The sequence below is a fragment of the Gorillibacterium massiliense genome, assembly GCF_000455485.1.
GTDB lineage: Bacteria > Bacillota > Bacilli > Paenibacillales > NBRC-103111 > Gorillibacterium > Gorillibacterium massiliense.
In genome coordinates, this window is sequence record NZ_CBQR020000167.1 from 1 (window position 1) to 21,424 (window position 21,424).

At 49.3% G+C, this 21,424-nt stretch carries 14 protein-coding genes and 17 tRNA genes; 27 read left to right on the top strand and 4 right to left on the bottom strand.

Annotation, left to right across the window (positions count from 1 at the left end):
- Positions 1-103: 103 nt before the first annotated feature.
- The 20 genes from TJ79_RS23600 (at position 104) to TJ79_RS23695 (ending at position 5,541) form a co-directional block, all read left to right on the top strand.
- A tRNA-Asn gene (locus tag TJ79_RS23600) sits at positions 104-179 on the top strand.
- A gap of 3 nt (positions 180-182) precedes the next feature.
- Positions 183-274, top strand: a tRNA-Ser gene (locus tag TJ79_RS23605).
- A 28-nt stretch (positions 275-302) separates the two neighbouring features.
- Positions 303-377, top strand: a tRNA-Glu gene (locus TJ79_RS23610).
- 3 nt (positions 378-380) lie between these two features.
- Positions 381-456 (top strand) — tRNA-Val (locus tag TJ79_RS23615).
- Positions 457-462: 6 nt separating this feature from the next.
- A tRNA-Met gene (locus TJ79_RS23620) sits at positions 463-536 on the top strand.
- Positions 537-576: 40 nt separating this feature from the next.
- Positions 577-653: transfer RNA gene (locus TJ79_RS23625), tRNA-Asp, on the top strand.
- A gap of 21 nt (positions 654-674) precedes the next feature.
- Positions 675-750: transfer RNA gene (locus tag TJ79_RS23630), tRNA-Phe, on the top strand.
- A 12-nt stretch (positions 751-762) separates the two neighbouring features.
- Positions 763-838: transfer RNA gene (locus TJ79_RS23635), tRNA-Thr, on the top strand.
- 19 nt (positions 839-857) lie between these two features.
- Positions 858-943, top strand: a tRNA-Tyr gene (locus tag TJ79_RS23640).
- 13 nt (positions 944-956) lie between these two features.
- Positions 957-1,030: transfer RNA gene (locus tag TJ79_RS23645), tRNA-Trp, on the top strand.
- Between the two features lie 26 nt (positions 1,031-1,056).
- Positions 1,057-1,132 (top strand) — tRNA-His (locus TJ79_RS23650).
- A 9-nt stretch (positions 1,133-1,141) separates the two neighbouring features.
- Positions 1,142-1,216: transfer RNA gene (locus TJ79_RS23655), tRNA-Gln, on the top strand.
- Between the two features lie 18 nt (positions 1,217-1,234).
- Positions 1,235-1,309 (top strand) — tRNA-Gly (locus TJ79_RS23660).
- Positions 1,310-1,318: 9 nt separating this feature from the next.
- Positions 1,319-1,392, top strand: a tRNA-Cys gene (locus TJ79_RS23665).
- A 14-nt stretch (positions 1,393-1,406) separates the two neighbouring features.
- Positions 1,407-1,495, top strand: a tRNA-Leu gene (locus TJ79_RS23670).
- Positions 1,496-1,511: 16 nt separating this feature from the next.
- Positions 1,512-1,588, top strand: a tRNA-Arg gene (locus TJ79_RS23675).
- A 51-nt stretch (positions 1,589-1,639) separates the two neighbouring features.
- Positions 1,640-1,721: transfer RNA gene (locus tag TJ79_RS23680), tRNA-Leu, on the top strand.
- 113 nt (positions 1,722-1,834) lie between these two features.
- Complete coding sequence (locus TJ79_RS23685) at positions 1,835-3,424, top strand: bifunctional metallophosphatase/5'-nucleotidase (RefSeq protein WP_040952817.1); 1,590 nt, start codon at positions 1,835-1,837, stop codon at positions 3,422-3,424.
- Positions 3,425-3,586: 162 nt separating this feature from the next.
- Positions 3,587-3,916 (top strand): ArsR/SmtB family transcription factor, encoded by a 330-nt coding sequence (locus TJ79_RS23690; RefSeq protein ID WP_040952818.1) that lies wholly within the window; start codon positions 3,587-3,589, stop codon positions 3,914-3,916.
- Between the two features lie 68 nt (positions 3,917-3,984).
- Positions 3,985-5,541 carry an MFS transporter gene (locus TJ79_RS23695; RefSeq protein WP_040952819.1) on the top strand — a complete coding sequence of 519 codons (1,557 nt, stop codon included), beginning with the start codon at positions 3,985-3,987 and terminating at the stop codon, positions 5,539-5,541.
- A gap of 29 nt (positions 5,542-5,570) precedes the next feature.
- Here TJ79_RS23695 and phnE (TJ79_RS23700) read toward each other — a convergent pair whose 3' ends face one another.
- The 4 genes from phnE (TJ79_RS23700) to TJ79_RS23715 all read right to left on the bottom strand — a co-directional run bounded on the left by phnE (TJ79_RS23700) (position 5,571) and on the right by TJ79_RS23715 (position 9,192).
- Positions 5,571-6,377, bottom strand: a complete 807-nt coding sequence (gene phnE, locus TJ79_RS23700; RefSeq protein ID WP_040952820.1) for a phosphonate ABC transporter, permease protein PhnE — start codon at positions 6,375-6,377, stop codon at positions 5,571-5,573.
- Between the two features lie 15 nt (positions 6,378-6,392).
- The gene (phnE, locus tag TJ79_RS23705; protein WP_040952821.1) at positions 6,393-7,208 is read right to left on the bottom strand and encodes a phosphonate ABC transporter, permease protein PhnE; all 816 of its coding nucleotides are present in this window, start codon (positions 7,206-7,208) and stop codon (positions 6,393-6,395) included.
- On the bottom strand, positions 7,198-7,983 hold the full coding sequence (gene phnC, locus TJ79_RS23710) for a phosphonate ABC transporter ATP-binding protein (protein WP_040952822.1): 786 nt from the start codon (positions 7,981-7,983) through the stop codon (positions 7,198-7,200). Before phnC ends, phnE (TJ79_RS23705) begins: the two co-directional genes overlap by 11 nt.
- A gap of 108 nt (positions 7,984-8,091) precedes the next feature.
- Positions 8,092-9,192 carry a phosphate/phosphite/phosphonate ABC transporter substrate-binding protein gene (locus TJ79_RS23715; protein WP_040952823.1) on the bottom strand — a complete coding sequence of 367 codons (1,101 nt, stop codon included), beginning with the start codon at positions 9,190-9,192 and terminating at the stop codon, positions 8,092-8,094.
- A 462-nt stretch (positions 9,193-9,654) separates the two neighbouring features.
- Here TJ79_RS23715 and TJ79_RS23720 point away from each other — a divergent pair, with 462 nt between their 5' ends.
- From TJ79_RS23720 to TJ79_RS26365, 7 genes are all read left to right on the top strand, one after another.
- On the top strand, positions 9,655-11,121 hold the full coding sequence (locus tag TJ79_RS23720; RefSeq protein WP_052339930.1) for a helix-turn-helix domain-containing protein: 1,467 nt from the start codon (positions 9,655-9,657) through the stop codon (positions 11,119-11,121).
- A 250-nt stretch (positions 11,122-11,371) separates the two neighbouring features.
- Positions 11,372-11,515 (top strand): hypothetical protein, encoded by a 144-nt coding sequence (locus TJ79_RS27630; protein ID WP_162162985.1) that lies wholly within the window; start codon positions 11,372-11,374, stop codon positions 11,513-11,515.
- 150 nt (positions 11,516-11,665) lie between these two features.
- Positions 11,666-14,797: an alpha-mannosidase gene (locus tag TJ79_RS23725; RefSeq protein WP_040952824.1), complete on the top strand. Its 3,132-nt coding sequence runs from the start codon at positions 11,666-11,668 to the stop codon at positions 14,795-14,797.
- Positions 14,798-14,946: 149 nt separating this feature from the next.
- Positions 14,947-16,443: an extracellular solute-binding protein gene (locus TJ79_RS23730; RefSeq protein ID WP_238323126.1), complete on the top strand. Its 1,497-nt coding sequence runs from the start codon at positions 14,947-14,949 to the stop codon at positions 16,441-16,443.
- Between the two features lie 20 nt (positions 16,444-16,463).
- Complete coding sequence (locus TJ79_RS23735) at positions 16,464-18,101, top strand: response regulator transcription factor (RefSeq protein WP_040952826.1); 1,638 nt, start codon at positions 16,464-16,466, stop codon at positions 18,099-18,101.
- On the top strand, positions 18,094-19,878 hold the full coding sequence (locus TJ79_RS23740; protein ID WP_040952827.1) for a sensor histidine kinase: 1,785 nt from the start codon (positions 18,094-18,096) through the stop codon (positions 19,876-19,878). Before TJ79_RS23735 ends, TJ79_RS23740 begins: the two co-directional genes overlap by 8 nt.
- The gene (locus tag TJ79_RS26365) at positions 19,875-21,188 is read left to right on the top strand and encodes a family 43 glycosylhydrolase (protein WP_052339932.1); all 1,314 of its coding nucleotides are present in this window, start codon (positions 19,875-19,877) and stop codon (positions 21,186-21,188) included. The genes TJ79_RS23740 and TJ79_RS26365 overlap by 4 nt, the downstream gene beginning before the upstream one ends.
- Positions 21,189-21,424: the final 236 nt, after the last annotated feature.

A 21,424-nucleotide genomic window follows, 5' to 3' on the forward strand; every position in this document is an offset into this window, starting at 1 on the left:
GGTTTTCAAGGAATAAATCCTTGAAATGTTAAAAAAAACCAGTATATTTTTACTGGAGAAACTGCTATAATGTTCAAGTGTCGCTGAAAGACATGCTTAATATTCCCTGATAGCTCAGTTGGTAGAGCACTCGACTGTTAATCGAGTTGTCACAGGTTCGAGTCCTGTTCGGGGAGCCATATGGAGAGGTGTCCGAGTTGGCCGAAGGAGCACGATTGGAAATCGTGTAGGCGTCACAAGCGTCTCGAGGGTTCGAATCCCTCTCTCTCCGCCATAATGTTTCTTCAGTGATACAATTGAATGGCCCGTTGGTCAAGGGGTTAAGACACCTCCCTTTCACGGAGGTAACAGGGGTTCGAATCCCCTACGGGTCACCATTTGGAAGCTTAGCTCAGCCGGGAGAGCATCTGCCTTACAAGCAGAGGGTCGGGGGTTCGATCCCCTCAGCTTCCACCATAATATCGCGGGGTGGAGCAGTCCGGTAGCTCGTCGGGCTCATAACCCGAAGGCCGCAGGTTCAAATCCTGCCCCCGCAATTTATCCTTACATAGGATAAGGAATCACCTTTTTTACTGCGGAGCCGTGGTGTAGAGGCCTAACATGCCTGCCTGTCACGCAGGAGAACGCGGGTTCGAATCCCGTCGGCTCCGCCATTTTTATCAAAAAAACATTAAGGCTCGGTAGCTCAGTCGGTAGAGCAGAGGACTGAAAATCCTCGTGTCGGCGGTTCGATTCCGTCCCGAGCCACCATTTGAAACACATGCCGGTGTAGCTCAGTTGGTAGAGCAACTGACTTGTAATCAGTAGGTCGGGGGTTCAAATCCTCTCGCCGGCACCATTGTTCTTTGTGAAATCGTGGAGGGCTAGCGAAGTGGCCAAACGCAGCAGACTGTAAATCTGTTCTCTGACGAGTTCGGTGGTTCGAATCCATCGCCCTCCACCATCACACCTTATCTAGGGGCATAGTTTAAAGGTAGAACAAAGGTCTCCAAAACCTTTGGTGTGGGTTCAATTCCTGCTGCCCCTGCCAAGCTTATTTAAAACCTATTGAATATGGCGGTCGTGGCGAAGTGGTTAACGCACCGGTTTGTGGATCCGGCATTCGGGGGTTCAATTCCCCTCGACCGCCCCATTTATTCATTGGGGATTAGCCAAGCGGTAAGGCAACGGACTTTGACTCCGTCATGCCTAGGTTCGAATCCTAGATCCCCAGCCATTTTGAATTTCATAACATGCGGACGTGGCTCAGTGGTAGAGCATCGCCTTGCCAAGGCGAGGGTCGAGGGTTCGAATCCCTTCGTCCGCTCCATTTTATCTCGGCGCCATAGCCAAGAGGTAAGGCAGAGCTCTGCAAAAGCTTTACCCCCAGTTCGAATCTGGGTGGCGCCTCCAATTGTCTGCCCCGTGCCGGGGTGGCGGAATCGGCAGACGCACAGGACTTAAAATCCTGGGATGGGTGACCATCGTACGGGTTCAAGTCCCGTCCCCGGCACCATGCAATTTTATAATATGTGCCCATAGCTCAGCTGGATAGAGCGTTTGACTACGAATCAAAAGGCCGGGAGTTCGAATCTCTCTGGGCACGCCATTAAGTTTAAGGTTAGAATTGTGTCCGATAGGACACGCCAAAATTTCATATGCCGGTGTGGCGGAATGGCAGACGCGCGCGACTCAAAATCGTGAGGGAAACCGTGGAGGTTCGAGTCCTCTCACCGGCACCACTTTTAAATCGATAAAGCTCCTTGAGATCTTAAGAAATCTCAGGGGCTTTTTTGTAATAAACACGACAAATCCATCATGCGCCTATGACATTTAAGGAGGATTGCACAGATAAATGAGCACTTCTCAATTGACCACCGTAACGATACTAGAGACAAGCGATGTTCATGGTCACTTTTTCCCGACGGATTATCGCAGTTCTGCCGATTTGCCTCTTGGGCTGGCGAAGTTAGCTACTCTTATCGACAAGGAACGAAGCGTGAACCCGTCGCTGCTGCTCATTGATAATGGCGACTTTTTACAAGGGACACCGTTCATGTATCACTACGCAAAATATGATGGGGAAGGTATTCATCCAGCCGCACAGGCTCTTAACACGTTGCGTTATGACGCCGTTGTATTTGGCAATCATGAATTCAATTATGGACTTAAACTTTTACATAAAGCGGTAGACGATTCCGCATGTCCGTGGTTATCTGCGAATATTGTTGGGGCTACTGATGGGCAACCGGCTTTTGGCTCGCCATATCGGATATTCACGACTTCAGAGGGCGTTCGTATCGCCGTACTTGGTGTAACCACTCATTACATTCCTCATTGGGAGGAGCCGGCGAATATTGAAGGGCTTGTTTTCCAAGATGCGCTCAAAGCCGCTCAGCGTTGGGTAGATCATATTCGTGCAACGGAACAGCCGGACGCCGTCGTCGTTAGCTACCATGGGGGATTTGAACGGGATTTGATGACCGGAGAGCCTACGGAGCCGCTGACAGGCGAAAATCAAGGTTGGGAGATAGCTGCACGGCTCGTAGGCGTTGACGTGCTGCTTACCGGTCATCAGCACCGCCAGATTGCAGCCGACTTAAACGGTGTTGCCGTTGTGCAGCCGGGGTCTGCAGGACAAGCCATGGGCAAGGTGGAGCTTGCATTCCAGCGAAACGAAGTCGGAGACTGGCAGCTGTGTGGGAAGGCAGTGCAGCTTTTGCATGTTGATGAGTCGGTACAGGCGGATATCCAGCTCCTTGCTATGTTTACGCAGGCGGAGGAACGAACACAGACATGGCTGGATCAGCCGATTGGTACTACAGAAGGCGATATGTCCATACTGGATCCGCATCAAGCGCGTCAAGGAGACCATTCGTTTACCGAATTTGTGAACAAAGTCCAAATGGAAATGACGAATACGGATATTTCCTGCGCGGCCATTTTCACCAATGAAGCGAGAGGCTTCGGCGAAATGATTACAATGCGCGATGTGGTTTCCAACTACATTTATCCGAATACGTTGAAGGTTGTGCGCCTGACAGGACGTGACGTTCGTGAGGCACTGGAGCAGAATGCCCGCTATTTTACGCTGAATGATAGCAAGGATGGGGTGGAAGTATCAGCTGCTTACTTAGAGCCTAAGCCACAGCATTTCAATTATGATATGTGGGAAGGAATCGAGTATGAGCTGGATATTCGGCGGTCAGCCGGCAGCCGTGTTGTTAAGCTGCTAAGGAATGGAGAGCCTCTTGCTTCCGATGCGGTGTGCGATGTGGTGATGAATAGCTATCGAGCAGGGGGTGGCGGCAATTTCGACATGCTGAAGGATAAGCCGATTGTCCGTGAGATTCCGACAGATATGACGGAGATTCTGGCGAACTACATTTTAGACAAAAAAGTCATCCGCTCCACCTGCGATTATAACTGGAAGGTTCTGTTTTAGCTAAAAAGGAAAGGTAGCCTTATGGGCTACCTTTTATTAATTTTGTGCGCGATCAGTGGACATCCATTCGATCAAAGGTAAGCAGATCGCAGAAGTGGTAATTTTAACGAATCTGTTTACATGTGCGCACGAATGCATATAATAGAATTAGGGGGTGAGATTATGGGACTCAGTTATGATCCAAATAAATGTAAAAAATTGATTGAAGACAATATTGATATTGAATTTTTTAGAGCTGTTTTCGACCCCGTTCGAAGTGAACTGTTGATATTTCTCGCTGTTTATGGGGAAATGACGATTGGCGAAATTGCCGAACATTTCCCTCAAAATCGTTCAGTGATCTCACGTCATCTGGATTTTATGAATCGATTTAATATTGTACAGAGAAGGAAAGAAGGACGGGAGGTTTACTATAAAGCAAATAAAGAATTGATCGTCGATACGTTTGAAAAGACGACGATTAATATGAAAGCACTCATGAATCTGAAATAGTCGGGTGCTTTTCATTTTATTCTATATATGCATTTGTGTGCACAAAAACACGAAAAGGAGTTTTTACTTTGGAACAATCGATTAGAAAATGGTGGGTTCTACTCACAGTGAGTTTAGCAGTATTCATGGCAATGCTAGATATTACGATTGTGAATGTAGCATTACCAGATATTCAAAAAAGTTTTTCATCCAATTTTTCGAGTCTGCAATGGGTATTGAATGCTTATACTTTAGTGTATGCTGCGATGTTATTACCCGTCTCGAAATTAGGTGATATCATCGGACGAAAAAAAGTTTTTCTATTGGGATTAGGCATCTTTGTCATAGGTTCTCTTACAAGTGGTTTAGCAAATAGTGATCTTTGGTTGAACATTTTCCGAGGGTTCCAAGGAATTGGCGGAGCTGCCATGATGTCTTTATCACTAACGATTGTTACATCTTCGTTTCCTGAAAAACAACGAGGACTTGCGTTAGGGATTTGGAGTAGTGCGGTTGGTCTTGCTATTTCAGGTGGCCCACTTATCGGCGGTGCTTTAGTGGATAGTTTGGGTTGGCGATCCATCTTCCTGGTTAATATCCCTATTGGCATTTTGGCTATCGTATTAGGAATATTTTTTATTCAGGAAGGTGAAAGAAATAGTAATGGAAAAATTGATTTTTTAGGATTTGTTTTAAGCACTGCAATGATCTTTACTATGGTATTAGCCCTCATTCAAAAAGAGATGCATGAAAATTATTCGTGGACGGATTGGCACATTTTAGGTTTATTCGGTTTATCGATCCTTTTATTCATTGCTTTTATTATGACTGAGATAAATGTTAAGCAACCCATGATCGAATTATCCATTTTTAGAAGTTGGTCATTTAACGGCGCCAATATTGCGGCTTTTGTTTTAGGAGCCGGTTTGTATGGCGGATTCACCTACCTAACCATTCTTATGCAAAATTATATGGGCTACTCTGCGTTTGAAACTGGAGTTAAAATGCTACTCATCAGTGGGTTTACCATGATACTGGGTCCTTTGGCTGGGATTATTTCTGGAAAAGTCGGCAATCGTTGGTTGATTAGTGGAGCACTATTTATTGGAGCAATCGGGATCATTGCTATTCGTTATATGATCAAGGTTCCTTTTGAATGGAGTTATTTACTGCCTGGGTTTGTTCTCTTAGGAATTAGTAATGCTTTGGTGAATCCGCCAATATCCAATGCAGTAATGAGTTCTGTTGATAAAAAACAAGTCGGTATGGCTTCCGGTATTTTAAACGTCTTCCGGCAAGTCGGCATTTCATTTGGTGTGGTAATGTTAGGAATTAAGTTGACGGAAGGATATAACAATGCATTGGATAAACATATGATGGGGCTTCAAAATATGGATTCAGAATTTAAAAATCAAATGCTAAATGCTTTTCATAAAGCTGGAGCTTTTGCCGGCTCACAAATTTTTGATAGCAAACAAGCGGAAGCATTCAAACAAATGCCAGCTTTTGAAGACATGAAGAATATTGTTTTTAATGCTTTCACTGCGGGCATAAAAGATGTGGATTTGTTCATTGCCATCTTTTTGCTTATTGGATCATTTGCAAGTGCTGTTTTGATTAGCAAGAAAAGGAAATCGGAGTCATAATTCGGACGAAAGAAAAAGGGTAGCCTCGGCTACCCTTTTATTAGTTTAGTGCGTAATTTGGTGGATATCCATTCGATCAGCAGGATGAGCACGACAAGACCGATAAGGATAGAGCCTACTTGGTGCCACTTGTAGCTCTGCATTGCGTAAATAAGCGGCGCGCCGATGCCGCCCGCACCAACGAGACCTAGAATCGCTGCTTCACGCATGTTCATGTCGAAACGGTAGATGGTTACGGAAAGAAACACCGACAAGAGCTGCGGGAATATGCCGTACCGAATTTTTTCAAAGGTTGTACAACCAATGGAAGTCATGGATTCAAGCACTTTCGTATCCAGTTCTTCGATGGCATCGACATATAGCTTTGCCAGCATCCCGATGGACGTAATGGCAATGGTCATGACTCCGGCAAATGGGCCCATCCCCGTAACGCGAATGAACATGAGACCGTAGACTATCGCCGGAATGGTGCGGATGATAATGAGCAGCAGGCGCGTGAGCCACGACACAGGCTTCGGCACGATGTTGGAAGCCGCGAGAAAAGCAAGGGGAACGGACAATATCGCGCCAATGATTGTGCCGAGGAAGGCGATGGCGACCGTCTCCAATAACAAGTAAGGCACACTCTGCTTGGTGCCGTTAAATAGCAGCTGTAAGTCTGGATGAACGATGCCTTTTACAAAGTTGCCGGCGATTTTCAAGCTGGTTGCATTCATGCCTTTGAAGCTGACCGTAAGCAGCGACCAACCAAATAGGAGAACGACAATGATGGCGACGGTCCCTATATAACGGTATTTGCGCGGTGCGCTGAGCAATTGTTTTTCCACTGTCGTCATTGGATGAGCGCCCCCTTAAATAAGCCGTTTCCGGAAATGCTCGCTGACCGTTTCGATGAGGTACACCGTTACGACGAGTGAGAGAATAATGATGCCGACGCTTGGATAATCGCGCCAGCCAGTGCCTTCCTTGATGAGCAAACCGACACCGCCGGCACCGACATAACCAAGAATGGCGGCATAACGGACGTTACCCTCGAAGCAGAACAGAGAGGTAGACAAGTAACCCGGCAGCACTTGGGGTAAAATGGCATAACGGAACGCCTGAATGCGAGTCATTCCGAGGGATTCCATGGCTTCAAAGGGGCCCATATCCGCGTTTTCGATCTGTTCATACAGCAGCTTTCCGACATACGAGAGGGTAAATAGCAAAATCGCGACGACACCAGCGGTTGGTCCAAGACCGAATACGAAGGTAGCGATTAAAGCAGTTACCAGTGTTGGCAGCGTTCTTAGCAGACTGAGAATAACCTTGAATAGAGCGGCAACACCCTTACTACGAATAACGTTAGCCGATGCCCATAGAGCAAAGGGGACAGCTAACGCTGCTCCGAGCATGGAGCCAAGCAGAGACATTTGCAGCGTTGCCACAAGTGCCGGCCATACCTTGGAAAAATAGCTCCAGTCTGGCGGAATCATTTGTCCAAGGATGTCGAAAAATTTATCGATGCGTGTCACGAGTATTTTCATGCTGAAGCCGGTGAAATTTATCGACAGAACCGTCGCTGCGATTAAAAGCAGCAAAATAAGCGGGAGGCGGGTTCTTTTTTCCAGCACGACTTTTCCGCTGGGCAGCACAATTCTTTTCGGTGGAAAAATTTTATCGTACATAAACACTTTTCTCCTCAGACCGATCAGCGATTTCTTCGGTTTTGCCTCCATAGATCTCATCCAAAATGCCCTTCGTTACTTGGGATGAGCTTCCATCAAATACAACCGCCCCTTGGCGAATCCCGATAATGCGGTCTGCATATTCCAGCGCAATCTCCACATGGTGAATATTCATGATGACCGAGATGTTCATGTCCTGATTGATCCTCTTGAAATCGTCCATCACCATATGAGCCGTTACCGGATCGAGAGAAGCGATCGGCTCATCAGCTAAAATGATGTCCGGGCTTTGGGCGAGTGTTCGTGCCAGTGCCACGCGCTGCTGCTGGCCGCCTGATAGCTGATCCACGCGAATGAAGGCTTTATCGAGAATGCCTACTTTTTCCAGAGCCTCCAGTGCTTTCAGCTTCTGCTCGCGGGTGTAGAGACCCGTGATTTTTCGCCACATTGGAAGATCCGGTACGAAGGAGACAAGTACGTTCTTTATGACGGTGATGCGGGTAACCAAATTGAAGGATTGAAAAATCATCCCGATGCGGCGGCGAAAGCGGCGGATCTCTTTGCCCTTAAGCTGGGATACGTTAGTACCGTCGACGTTCAGCGTGCCGCTTGTAATGTCGTGCATGCGATTGATGCAGCGGATGAGCGTAGATTTGCCTGCACCAGACAGACCGATGACGGCGACAAATTCACCCTGCCCAATGGTCAAGTTGATATTTTGCAGAGCGACGGTGCCGTTTGGATATGTCTTTTCTACTTGAATAAACTCGATCATGAACTATCCCCGATCCTTATCGTATTGACTGGTAGTTAAAGGAAAAAAGAGAGCACCGTTGTTGCGATGCTCTCATTTCAACTTTTTCTTTTGTAGCCTGGTGTTGATTTATTTCTTCATCGACTTGATCAGAGCTTGCGCTTTGCGCTCGTTTTCGTAGTCGGAAGGTTGTGCGACTTTGTAGCCTTCGTGGCTGTAGATGGCAATGACTTTCTTGCCCTCTTCGGTACCCGCAATCGCGATGAACGCATCTTGCAGAGCTTTCTTAAGTTCAGGGGTCATGATTTTGCTATTCTTGCTAACGCTGACGGTGTCGTTGTAAATACCGTTTGTTACACCAATCACGTTGGTTTCATCCCAGATGGAAGCGGTACGGCTATATTCTTTGGTCCACTTATCCACGTTGTCGCGGCGAGCATCAGCATAAGCGACGATTACGTCAACTTGTCCGGCTGCCAGACGTGCGAAGGAGCTGCCATAGGAATCGGATGTGACAACATGGGCCAAATCCGTAATGCTCTTTTGATACTTGCTTTGCAGCCACAGCGTTGGGTAGATGTAGCCAGCAGACGAGGAGGTGGACATGACAGCCCAGTTTGCGCTGTTCAGATCGTCCCAAGTCAGTTCTTGACCGGCATTGACCTTGCTTGCCAGCTCTTTACCCTTCGCGGAAGGACCGGCAATAAACAGACCGCGGTAGTAAGTGACTTGGTCGGTTGTTGGAGCCGTTGGTTTCTTATCGTTCCAATCCTTCGGATTGTCGGAATCAATGGACAAGCCAGCGCGAGTAGCGGTCAAAATAACGTCTGCGCCGTCTTCGTACAGCACGTAGGTGCCGCCTGGGATGAGGCCGATGTCTGTCGTTCCGGCAGTCAGAGCTTCGCCGACTGCTTCATAAGTAGTACCGACGTCGATGTTAACCTTGCCTACATTGTAGCCTTCGGTTGCCAGTTGATTTTTCAACAGATCTTTCAGCGGCTCGGTTGCCGTAATAATTTGATCGGGATCTTTGGAAGGCACGAAACTCACTTTCAACTCAGGAATCTCGACAGCAGCCGGACTAGCCGGTGCAGATTCGGCAGGACTTACGGAAGCGGCAGCGCTCTCCGATGGACTTGCGGATGAATCATTGTTCGAGTCGCCGCAGCCTGCGATCAAACCGGTGAGTAGAACAGCCATAACGGTGGACAGCAAAAATTTCTTTTTCACTTACGATCTCCCCTACCTTTTCGATTAATATGAGTATGTTTCTCAAAGTTACTATAAATTTTTTATATTAATGGGTTGTCAAAGATTTGTTGTATTTTTGTAAAATGATGTATACTTTCGTAAACGTATGTACAGGACACTAGATTATTTAGGTTGAGAGCGATTTTATACAAGTGAAACAGCTGCAGCAAACGGACCTTGACGTCACCTTCATGCGGATGAAAGATGACGCCAAGAATTAAAAATCATTTTCGGCTACAAAATTCAGTAACGACCGACAGATCCGCGCTGTCCTTCTCATATAGAGAAAAATCTAGTCGCAGAATATGTCGAGAGAAATTTTTTTTTCGAGAGTCAAAATAAGTAAAATCGTTACGTTTATAGTTAGGAAAGCACCATTTTCTTCAATCTATCTTTCAAGCTGAAGATCGTAGCACCCATATAAGAGAGGGGGGCATTAATATGAGCCGTAACAGTGAAGTTCCGATCCCTGGCTCTCTTGTAAGACCGACCTCAACGATACATACATGGATTGAGAGGGAAATGGCTAAACAAAATATAACGATCACAGATCTGGCGCGGCGGAGCGGGATCGCACGGGCTCCATTAAGTGATCTCTTATCTAGGGATTCTTCGAGATCTTTTTCCGTTCAACACCTGGATTTAATCGGAGAGGCATTAGGGCAGCCGGAAGGTTGGCTGTATGAATACTACATCCAGATGAACTTCTTAGACGGCAAGGTCCACTGGCGACAGGTCAAGCTTTTTCTGAATCGCTGTATCGAGCTGGAGAAAGATGATTGCATCAAGATGGTTTTGGATATCGTTTCAGATGAGGCTGCTCATATTCAGGATGTTTTTCTTTTCGCTGAAAGTGTTTTTGCCCAGGGAAAATGGAAAGCGTCCATCCCTTTTTACAAGTTCGTTTGTGAGAACGAGATTCGTCAGCACTCGGAGCGGCTTGCGATTAGCCACTATAGATGGTTTCGGGCTGCATTAGGGCGTAATCTGAAGGAGAATCACGAAGCCGCCGTACAGTTTGCTCCTTACCGGCAGCGTCTTCCCGAAGATATACAGTTGGATAGTTTGCTGCAGCTGGCAAATGTTCATTTTAGTCTGCATCAATGGGACAAGGTTATCGAGTATGCGGATGAAATGAAGGCTCTGCTCTATATAATTCTCTATCAAAAGAAGACAGGATCAGGCACTGACAGTTCTGAAGCCAACTTATTCAAAACAGAGCGCCATCTGGTATTTTATTACGGGCAAAGCTTTCTGCTGAAAGGTAATGCGCTGGAATGGATGGGACAATACGAAGATTCGTTAAAATACATATCCGGATACGAGGACTTGAGTTGGTTTGATGATCTGGACGAGGTCGGATGGCAGGAAGTTCAGAAGTTCAAACGTTTCGCAACCGCGAATCGCTATAACTTGAATGTGTTGATGGGCGATTTCACTTATCTGCCGGATTATCTCGATTTTTTAGATCATTATCCGGAGGAGTGGTTGCCGAGTTTATTGACGATCATGAATGCGATAAACCGCTATGGATACGATGCCGACAGCTTATTGGATCGATTCAAGAGTCGGATTGATGAACTGGCTGAAACGGAGACATGGACCGACCATGCTTACTACCAGGGAGTATTCCAGCGAGACCGTTGCGCATGGCTCTGTTATGAACTTGCTCTTTATAGCTTTTCTAAGAGCCGGTTTCAGGAAGGGACGGAGCGGCTGCTAAACGCGATGTTCCACTCTATCGCATCGAACAACAAGAATCTTATCATAAATTGCACAGCTTATTTTGGGCGTTACCGGGATCAGGCTTCTGAAGAGCAAAGAACAAGGTATGAACATTTGATGAAAGGAGTGATCGAAGATGCGCAAATTGCTTTCGTCTCTGCTTCTGGTGAGTTTCCTTGTTAGCGGAATTCTCTTGATTCCCAGCTCACCGGCAAGCTCTCACACTGGTATTGTAGCGTATTCGAATGGTGAAGGTTCTTAAAAAGGTGTGTTAAAAATAACCTCCGCTTGTATAAGCGGGGGTTATTTTTTTTTGTATGTCCAGATGACAAAAGTCATCAGAGAATGAGTACCAAAGTGAATTTCATGGCATTGGGTTCGAATGCTAAGATGGGCATGACTTAGCAACCCGAGGATGAGGAGAAGAAGCGCTGTGCTTATGCTTATCGAGCTTACCAAAAAATATGGCATCTTAACCGCGGTTGACCATATCTCGCTTAGTATCGGAAAAGGGGAAATCGTCGGCTTACAACGGAGCCGGAAGCGACATCAGCGGCATGTCGTTTTTGACCGCTAGGGGTGCGCCCTCTTTTTGATTTTCTGACCCTAATAATGGGGATTGTCCGAGTTTAATATATCAAATAAATTTCAATTGCAATTTGATCTAACAAATGAAATAATAAGCCATATCAAATTTAGCTATTCTTTTAATAGGCTGGAGGTTATCATGCTAAACGACAAACAGATCGACCGCATGCTGAGCAAGTTGAAACGCTTTGAAACGTCGCTGGAATCGCTGTTGTTCGAAGCAATCGGCAATGTGCCCATGAGCAAGTTTCATACGGATCGGCAATGGCATACCATTCCGGATGCAAGCTTGTTTGAGGAGTGCCGTCCTGGCGACCGATACCAGGGAGAGGGAACCTACTGCTGGTTCAAAGGCAGTTATACGGTCCCAGAAAAGTATTCGGGCTCCACGCTCTATATTCGTCCCAAAGTCGAAGGCTATGAAGCGATGCTGTGGGTTAACGGCAAGCCCTTCGGCACCTTTTGCAGCAAAATCGTCGTTACCGGCCACGGCAATCATTATTGCGACCTGCTCAAGAAAAAAGCAAAGGCCGACGAGACCATCGAGATCGCGCTGGAGTATTATGCCGGGCACCATGTAAAGGGCTGCATGCCTTTCGAAGATCTCGGCATGGCGAGCTTCGATTACGAGTATAGCGGCGTCGAGATTTGCCTGATGAACGATGAAGTGTCCGATTTTCTCTTCGATCTGAAAACGCTTAACCAGCTTGCTGCTTCTTTGGACCCGAACAGCTTCCGCCGTGCTGCCGTCGTTAACGCCCTTACCGAGGTTCACAAGGCGCTGTATTACTCTCCCGATGATGTGGACGTCGAGACGTTCTATGCGGCATTGAGGAAAGCAAGCCCATATTTGAAACAGATGCTGGAGGTGAAAAACTCACCCTCCGCGCCTTTTGCCGGATTGATCGGCCATTCCCATATGGATACAGCGTGGCTGTGGCATCGGGACGAGACCATCAAGAAATGCGCCCGCACCTACTCCAATCAAATCAGCTTGATGGAGCGCTACCCGGAGTACAAATTCATCCAAAGCTCCGCCTATCATACGGAAATGATTCGCACCCACTATCCCGAGCTTTTCGAAGATATCCGTGAAAAGGTGAAGGAAGGCCGCTATGAGCCGAACGGAGCCGTTTGGGTGGAATGCGACTGCAACCTGACCTCCGGGGAGTCGATGATCCGCCAGTTCCTTTGGGGCCAGCGCTATACCCGGGAACATTTCGGTTACACCTCCAACTCTTTCTGGCTGCCGGATACCTTTGGGTACAGCGCCGCTATCCCGCAGATTATGAAAGGTTGTGGCGTGGATTACTTTTTGACGACGAAGATCGGTTGGAATGACACGACGGTATTTCCGTACCAGACGTTCTATTGGAAAGGGATTGACGGCACCCAGGTGCTCACCCACTTCAATCGGACGCACATTTGGCCCGATGCGGAAAGCCTGATCGATTTCGTCGTAGACGGCAAGCAGAATAAGGACCCGATCCCGGAAAAGAGCGTAACCGACATGCGGCTTCTCTCTTACGGTTTTGGCGACGGAGGCGGCGGTCCGCAGTTCGAGATGATCGAAATGGCCCGCAGGGTGCAGGATTTGGATGGGGTGCCGCGTTCCGCTCATGTGACCGTCGGAGAGTTTATGAAACAGCTGGAGCAATCTGTCGTTAATCCGTCGACTCATACGGGAGAGCTGTATTTACAACTGCACCGGGGCACGCTCACCAACCAGCACACGATCAAGCGCAATAACCGCAAAGCGGAAATCCTGCTTCGCGATCTGGAATTCATCACGGTGCTGGAAGCCGTGAAAGCCGGCCGCGTTGCAGCGGATGAAGGAATCCGACCGCTTATGGAGACGCTATTAGTCAATCAATTCCATGACACGCTGCCCGGAACAAGCATTCCGAAGGCTCACGATCAATGCATCGAAGAGATGACCGAATTGCTGCAAACGGGAACGAAGCTGCTTCATGAGCGCGTAACCGCCCGTCCTGCAGCGAATACGATTTCCGTCATCAACACTCTTTCTTTCGATAGAAAAGATGTCGTGTATCTTAGCGCCGATGAAGGCTGGCGTGTAGAAGGAGAGTATGCCCAACAGAGCTTTGAGGATCTCGAGGGCAACCATAAGCTGGCTGTGGCCGGGTTAGCGCTTCCTGCCTTCGGGTCTGTTTCTTTGAATCTGAAGGAGGGGGAAGCCGGAGCAGTCGGAACAGGAGCCGCTAAAATCTCACCGTTCACCTACAAAGGCACTTCCCTGGAAACGCCATTTGCCCGGGTAGCTTTCGATTCGGAGGGCTTCATCGCTTCTTTCATCGATCGGAGAAACGGTCGGGAGCTTCGTGGATCGGGCCAACCGCTCAACACCTTCCTCATGGCAGAAGACGTGCCGCATTTATGGGATAACTGGGATATCGATGCCGACATCGAGCTGAAGCTGGCTCCGGCGGCAACCCTGCTCTCCCGCTCCGTCGTCGGCAACGGCGCCGTGGAATTCCGCATCCGTAGCGAGTACCGCCTTTCCGCGAAGTCTAGCTTGAAGCAGGACATGGTCTTTTTCGCGGATAGTCCGGAGGTGCGGTTTGAAACGGTGATGAATTGGCAGGATGACCACCGCTTGCTGAAAACGGCATTCGGCACGACCATCCATACCGATTTCGTCCGTCAGGAGGTTCAGTTTGGCTATCTCCGCCGTCCAACGACGCGAAACACCAATGAAGAAAAAGCGATGTTCGAGGTGTTGAACCACAAATACAGCGATTTGTCGGAGAACCGCTATGGCGTTGCGCTGCTGAACGACTGCAAGTATGGGATATCTGTTTTGGACGGGGAGATGCGTTTGACCCTGCACAAAGGCGGGACGCGGCCCGATTACCGGGGAGACAAAGGCGTGCACGCCTGCACATATTCTTTTTATCCTCATGACGAAGGGTTTGGCGCGAATTCCGTCATCAAGCCGGCATACGAGCTGAACTGTCCGCCGCTGATTGTAGCGGGTGAAGCCGATATCCAAGCTTTGGCGCGGGTTGAGGCGGAAAATGTCATCATCGAAACGGTAAAACCTTGCGAGGACGCAGAGCGTGCGTTCATCCTCCGGTTGTATGAGGCGGAAGGTACCTATACCCGGACGAAGTTGTCTCTGGACAGCCGTATGCAATCCGCAGCTATCACTAATATGCTGGAGGAGCCGCAAGAGGAGCTTGGGGGATCGAGCGAAGCGGAACTGGTCTTCCGTCCCTTTGAAATCAAAACGGTGAGGATTGCATATTAACGTGCATGCCATGAAGGCGCATTCCTATGTCCTTGACAGATTGGGAGCAGGGTTTTGTAATAGAAACAACCAAAATGAAGGGATAGAAAAGCATGCCTGCTGGCCGATTACGAACATTAAGGATTGCATTGCTTTGCATCGTCTTCTTTATGCTCGCGGGTTGCCGGGAAAGCCCCGCAGGAACGTCAATCGACGCTCCTTCCCAAACGTCATGGAAAGGAAACGGCACCGGTACCGAAGAACGGGAAGTAACGCTGCAGTTCTATTTCGGCGGCGATAAAAAAGCGGCGACGGATGAGGTGTGGGCGGCCGTCAGCGATTATGTGAAAGCGAAAGGTCTCAACGTAAAATTCGCCGTCCATTTCATCCCCTGGCCAGAGATGCCGGAAAAGCTCTTGGTTATGGCGGCTTCCGGAGATAAATGGGATCTTAATTTCGACACGGATTCCTCTTTCCAACAGATGGCTTCCCGTGGTTCCTATATGGCACTTGATGATCTTTTGCCGGTTTATGCGCCGAACTTGTACGAAAAATACAAAAGCCTTGATAGCTTGTCCTGTGTGAAGATCGACGGCCAGATAGTCGCTCTTCCCTGGACGATCAAAATGAATCAGCGTCCCTTTGCCGGCTGGCGAGTCGATCTGGCGGAGAAGGCGGGAATCACTCGAGAGCCGGGTGAAGTCAAAACCGTTGAAGACGTGGATGTGCTGCTCCACCAGATGAAGAAGGCCTACCCCGATAGCAAGCTGTCGCGCATTTCAGCCCTTCCGTTTTACGAAGTGCGGGACGAATGGGTGGATTTGGGCTTCCACGGGCTGGGATTTTATCTGAACGACCCGGAAGTGAAGATTCAGGCGATGGAGCAGCAACCCTTTTACCGCGAAGCGGCTGTGATGAGCAAACGCTGGTTCGACGATAAAATTTTAAACCGCGACGCCATGATCGACACCGAAGATGGGGCGGAGTTATGGCGGAACGGGAGGATGCTGTTTACCATCACCTCCCACGAATGGGCGTACGTAGCTGACCCGGGATTCGTCGACCCGACCTTCCGCCAGCAGATGTCCCTTTTGTACCCGGATAAAAAGCAGATCAACCGCATCGCGACGGCCAATCTTGTGGCGATCAACCGGAATTCGGATCATGCTGTTCAGGTTTTGCGTTTTCTCGACATGCTGGAGACGGACCAAAAGTTGTTTGATTTGGTGATCTACGGGATCGAGGGCGAGACATATGAGCTTCGCGGAGAAGAGGCGGTGTATCCGTCCAACATGAATTTTTCCACCAGCAATTACATGGATTGGGGCGGGCAGTGGGCCTTCTGGAAGCCCCAGTTCATGCGGCCGACTGCTACCTATCCGGTAGGGTTTTGGCAGGAGGAAAAAAAGTTTGCGGAGCTCCCGGTCAATGTCGACTCTCCGCTTGCCGGTCTGCTTCTGAGCGACAGCGCCATTCGCAGCGAAGTGGAAAAGCGCGATCAAGGGTATGAGAAGTACGGAAAACCCATTGAGTACGGCGTGGTTTCGCAGGTGGATGAATCCGTCGACGCTTACCGCAAAATGCAAATAGCAAACGGTCTGCCACATATTCTCGCAGAGGTTCAACGCCAAGTGGATCGTTTTTTGAACAAGAATGTTCATGACTAAAGGATTTGGAGGCTTGCTTCATGCTGAAGGCACTCATCGTGGACGATGAATATGAGATCAGAGAAGGACTCCGTAAACGGATTCGTTGGGATGAGTACGGCATTAGTGAGGTGCTTGTCGCTGCGGATGGAGACGAAGCTCTGCAGATTGCGCTGGAGAACCGGCCCGATCTCATTTTAACGGATATAAAAATGAACCGGATGACCGGGCTGGAGTTTCTCGAAGAACTTGCTTCGGAGGGAGATTACAGTTGGAAGGCTGTTCTCATCAGCGGCTATGACGATTTCAGCCTAGTGAAGCAGGCGATTCAGCTTGGCGCCATCGATTACATTTTGAAGCCGATCAACACCGAGGAGCTGGGCCGGATTATCCGCAAAGCCATCGATATGATCGAAAAAGAAAACCTGGACAGGAAAAATAAAGCGCATATGCTCAGCCAGGTCCAATTTGCCGTACCGAAGCTGCGGGAAGAGCTGCTGCGAGAGATGATCGAGAACGACTACGATCCGTACCGGGAGTCGCGCATCTCCCACCGGCTTCGGTCTTTGAAGCTGGAGTGGATGGAAGTGAACCCGGCGATCATGATGATCGTCGAAGTGGATGATTTAAAAGCGGTTGCCGGAGGAAACGGTTTTCCCGATGAAAAGGAGCTGATCCTCTTCGGGATCGGCAATGTGGTCAGTCAAACGCTGGCGGAGGAGATGCTGACGCCTACTGTGCTGTTCAGGGATTCTAGCGACCGTTGGGTGGCGGTGTTCAGCTGTCCGGAACATCAAGTGATCGATCAGGCGGTAACGGTGGGTGAGATATGCCTTGCGCGGATCAATCAATTCGTGAAAATCAAAGCCTGCATCGGACTGAGCTCCACCCCTCGGGAGGTGAATCATCTGCGGCAGTCGTACCTGGAATGCGGGGAGTGGCTGGAGCAGAAGATTCTTTACGGCGGTAACCGGCTTTTTACCGAAGCGATGGATGCGGGGGAGAAGGAACATGGGGAGCTGTCCATCCGGGAGCCTCATGCAGTGCTGGACCTCTTGAAGTACGGATCAGATGAAGAAATATCCGAGGCGATGAACGGTTTTGAGGACATGGTCAAAAGCTGGGAGCAATGCTATCTAAAGGACATTCAGCAGCTGATATTCAAATGGCTGATGGACGTTTTCCGCGCCGCAGCCGCAGCCGGCTGGTCGGACCGCACCTGGGAGCGGGATCCTATCGCCATTTGGGAAAAGCTCGAGCAATATGATCATTTGGAATCCCTGAAGGAACAGGCGGAGATATGGCTCCTTGCAATGGCTGCCAATTTTCGGCAGATGCCTTCCTCCACGAACCAGATCGTACAGGAAGCGGAGAAAATCATCCGTTCCCGTTACGCGGAAAATCTTTCGCTGCAGCTTGTGGCGGATGAGGTTCACGTGACGCCGGTGTGGCTCAGCAAGCTGTTCAAGAAGGAAAAGGGAAAAACCTTTTTGGAAGTGTTGACGGATACCCGCATTTGTAAGGCAAAAGGGATGCTAGGCGATGTTAAATACAAAATCTATCAGATCTCTTATCAGGTTGGCTACAAGGACCCGGTGCATTTTACCAAGCTATTCAAAAAGCAAATGGGCGTAACGCCCAAAGAATTCCGCAGACAGCGGGGAATCCTGGATGATTAAAGCCTTCGTGAAGCTGGCTTCTTCTTTCCGCAACAAGATGATCCTGATTTTTTTTGCCATCACCATCGTTCCGTTCATCCTCTTCTCGGCCTATGCCTATACTCAATCGGCGAAAGGCATTCAACAGGCGAATACGACCTTTTCCATGAGTTATCTGGAGCAGGCCAAAATCAACATGGAATCGTATTTGGGCCAACTGAACGACCAGATCAACAGTCTGATCGGCGATGAAAAGCTGCAAGGGCTCTTGGAGCAGCCGCCGGCGAGCGCACAGGATGAAGAAGCCTTTGCCGTGGATATGCTCAGCATCGTTTATCAAAAAAAGAAGCAGATCGACGCCATGCAGCTGCAGGTCTATCCTCTTGACCCAAGTAAATATCCCACCTATATGCGAACTTTGGGAGAATCGGCTTCGATCAGGCAGGCGGATTGGTTTCAAAAAGGCGTAAACAGTGTCGTCCCCACTTGGAATTTGGAACTGAACAAAGGTCCGGGCAGAAGTCCGCTTCTGGTCTACGTCAAGACCTTTACAAGCCTCCATGACCGCATTCCGCGGGGAATGGTGGTGACCGATTTGGCGGACAGCCACTTTGTCCGGTTTTTCTCGCCTACTAAACGGTTGGACGGGCAGAAGTTTCTCATCGTCGACGAAGAAGGTCGCATTCTGTTCGATTCCTTTCGCAACGAGTGGACGGGGCAGCCGCTTTCATCCAATCGCCTTTTGGAGATGCGCAAAGTCCAGAGCGAAGGGGCGGAAACGCTGACCATCAACGGAGAAAAAGAACTGACTGCCTTTGTCCGCATGGACAGCGTTCCGTGGACGATCATCAGCCTGACACCCATGAGCGCCATGATCAAGCCCGTGACTGAGATGAATAAGCTGCTGTTTTTTTTCCTGGCTATCTATATGGTTTGTTCCGTCGGCGTGGTCATTTATTTGACCAAAAACTTCACCCAGCCCGTTTTCCGGCTCGTCCGGTTGATGCGCAAGCTGGAGGAGGGTGACTTCGAGCTGACCATTCCTTATCAGGAACGACGGGACGAAATTGGCTGGTTGTACCGCGGTTTTCATAACATCGTCCGCAAAATCGAGGACTTGATCGAGAAATCGACCCGGGCGGAGCGGAACAAGAAGGAGCTGGAGTTCCAGGTATTAAGCCATCAGATCAATCCCCATTTTCTGTACAACACATTGGAGTCCATCCGCTGGAAGGCGGAAAATCATGGACGCAACGACATCGGAGAGATGGTTTCCGCTCTCGGCAACCTGCTTCGGCTCAGTCTGAACCAAGGCAAGGACATCACCACCGTCCGCAGGGAAATCGAGCAGGTGAAGGCATATGTGCAAATTGAGCAAGCCCGGATCGGCATGCCTTTGCGACTCCTTTACTTTTTTGATGATGAGATGCTGGATTTGCCGTTCATGCGGCTATTGCTCCAACCTCTCGTGGAAAATGCGATTCAGCATAGCATCCGGGGCAATTTTGAAAAAGGCAAGGTGGTGCTGTCCGGCTACATCGAAGACCGGGATCTGGTGATCGTCATTTCCGACAACGGCAAAGGGATTCCGGAGGCGGTGCTGCAAGAGTTGAACGAAGAAACCGGAGACCGGCAGGGCCGTGGTCGCTCAGGGGTAGGGCTGCGCAACGTAAATGAACGGCTGAAAATCTATTTCGGCAATGATTATAAGCTTCATATTGAAACGGAAGAGGGAAAAGGGACGCGGATTACCATCCGCCACCCGATTCTGAACGTAGAGAAGGGGGAACCGCTATGAATCATCCATCCGATTATGCAAACCGTTCCAAGGAAAGAGCTGGCAATCCGATTATCACCTCGATCTTTACAGCCGATCCGTCCGCCCATGTTTGGGAAGACGGCAAAATCTACATTTACGCATCCCATGACATGGACCCGCCTCTGGGCTGCGATCTGATGGACCGCTATCATGTGTTTTCATCCGACGACATGGTGAACTGGACGGACGAAGGGGAGATTCTCCGTTCCGACGACGTCGAATGGGGAAGGCCGGAAGGCGGCTTCATGTGGGCACCGGACTGCGCCTACCGGAACGGCACGTACTATTTCTATTTTCCGCACCCGAGCGGATCGGACTGGAACAGTACGTGGAAAATCGGCGTCGCCACTTGCTCCGAACCGGCCGGAAAATTCGTCGATCAAGGGTATATCCAGGGCTTGGGCGGTTTTGCCATGATCGATCCCTGCGTGTTCGTGGATGACGACAACCGTCCTTATCTCTATTACGGCGGAGGTGGAAAGTGCGCGGGCGGCGAATTGAACGACGATATGATGTCGATGAAAACCGGGGCCGTGGAAATGCTGGGTTTGGAGGATTTCCATGAGGCGACCTGGGTGTTCAAACGGAACGGCGTCTATTACCTTATGTATTCAGATAATTTGCATGATAACAACTGTATGCGTTACGCCACCAGCGACAATCCGCTCGGTCCTTGGCAGTACCAGGGCATTTTCCTGGAGCCGACGGGCTGCTCGACAACTCATGGTTCTGTTGTGGAGTATAAGGGGCATTGGTACCTGTTTTACCACAACCAGGCGGTTTCTGATCACGGGAACCTGCGCAGTGTCTGCATCGACGAGCTGTATTTTGCGGAGGACGGACGTATTCGCATGGTAGAGCAGACGAAGGAAGGCGTTCACAGGTTAGAAGGAAGCGGGGAGCAACGCCTCCAGCCCGCAACCGTTTATCAGGCTGCGTCCGCTGCATGCAGCGGAGGGGCAGCTCGTGCTGAGGAAGAAGCAGCAGTCTGCCTGCCGGAAGCCGGTTCAGGCTGCTTGTTTGAGAAAGTGGACGGCGGCGATGGAGGCCGTGCCTACGTGCAGTTCCAGTATCGCACGGAAGAGTCATTGGCGAAGCTGCATCTGTATGTCAATGGCGCCGACTGGTCGCTGTTGAATGCTCCGGCAGTGGGATCGGATGGAACGGCTCCGGGTTTGACAGGCATAACCGTGGAATTGCAGCCGGGGACAAACAACCGGATTCAAGTTGTAAGCGAGCTGGGAGAGATCTGCATCGAGGCTCTTCTCGTGAGCGGATTTCAAGCTTAATTGAAGGCAAATCTTCAAAGGATCAAATGGCGGAGTCTCCAAATGGAGGCTCCGTTCGTTTGTCGAGTAGCCCTTGCTTTTTAATGGGGGAGAGACAGAGGGAATGCGAGACTACCGCCGTTATGCACTCAAGAGAAAATGTTGCATTTTATGTATCATTTGATCGCCATCCACTCTTTAAGCAAAGGAATGTTGGATTATTGGCATGATTTCGTGCTTGTGGCCGCCTTTGAGAA

Bases quoted from the DNA above. Each gene is read 5' to 3' on its own strand.
- TJ79_RS23685 (WP_040952817.1), top strand. From the start codon at position 1,835: ATGAGCACTTCTCAATTGACCACCGTAACGATACTAGAGACAAGCGAT.
- TJ79_RS23690 (WP_040952818.1), top strand. From the start codon at position 3,587: ATGGGACTCAGTTATGATCCAAATAAATGTAAAAAATTGATTGAAGAC.
- phnE (WP_040952820.1), bottom strand. From the start codon at position 6,377: ATGACGACAGTGGAAAAACAATTGCTCAGCGCACCGCGCAAATACCGT.
- phnE (WP_040952821.1), bottom strand. From the start codon at position 7,208: ATGTACGATAAAATTTTTCCACCGAAAAGAATTGTGCTGCCCAGCGGA.
- phnC (WP_040952822.1), bottom strand. From the start codon at position 7,983: ATGATCGAGTTTATTCAAGTAGAAAAGACATATCCAAACGGCACCGTC.
- TJ79_RS23720 (WP_052339930.1), top strand. From the start codon at position 9,655: ATGAGCCGTAACAGTGAAGTTCCGATCCCTGGCTCTCTTGTAAGACCG.
- TJ79_RS23725 (WP_040952824.1), top strand. From the start codon at position 11,666: ATGCTAAACGACAAACAGATCGACCGCATGCTGAGCAAGTTGAAACGC.
- TJ79_RS23730 (WP_238323126.1), top strand. From the start codon at position 14,947: ATGCTCGCGGGTTGCCGGGAAAGCCCCGCAGGAACGTCAATCGACGCT.
- TJ79_RS23735 (WP_040952826.1), top strand. From the start codon at position 16,464: ATGCTGAAGGCACTCATCGTGGACGATGAATATGAGATCAGAGAAGGA.
- TJ79_RS23740 (WP_040952827.1), top strand. From the start codon at position 18,094: ATGATTAAAGCCTTCGTGAAGCTGGCTTCTTCTTTCCGCAACAAGATG.
- TJ79_RS26365 (WP_052339932.1), top strand. From the start codon at position 19,875: ATGAATCATCCATCCGATTATGCAAACCGTTCCAAGGAAAGAGCTGGC.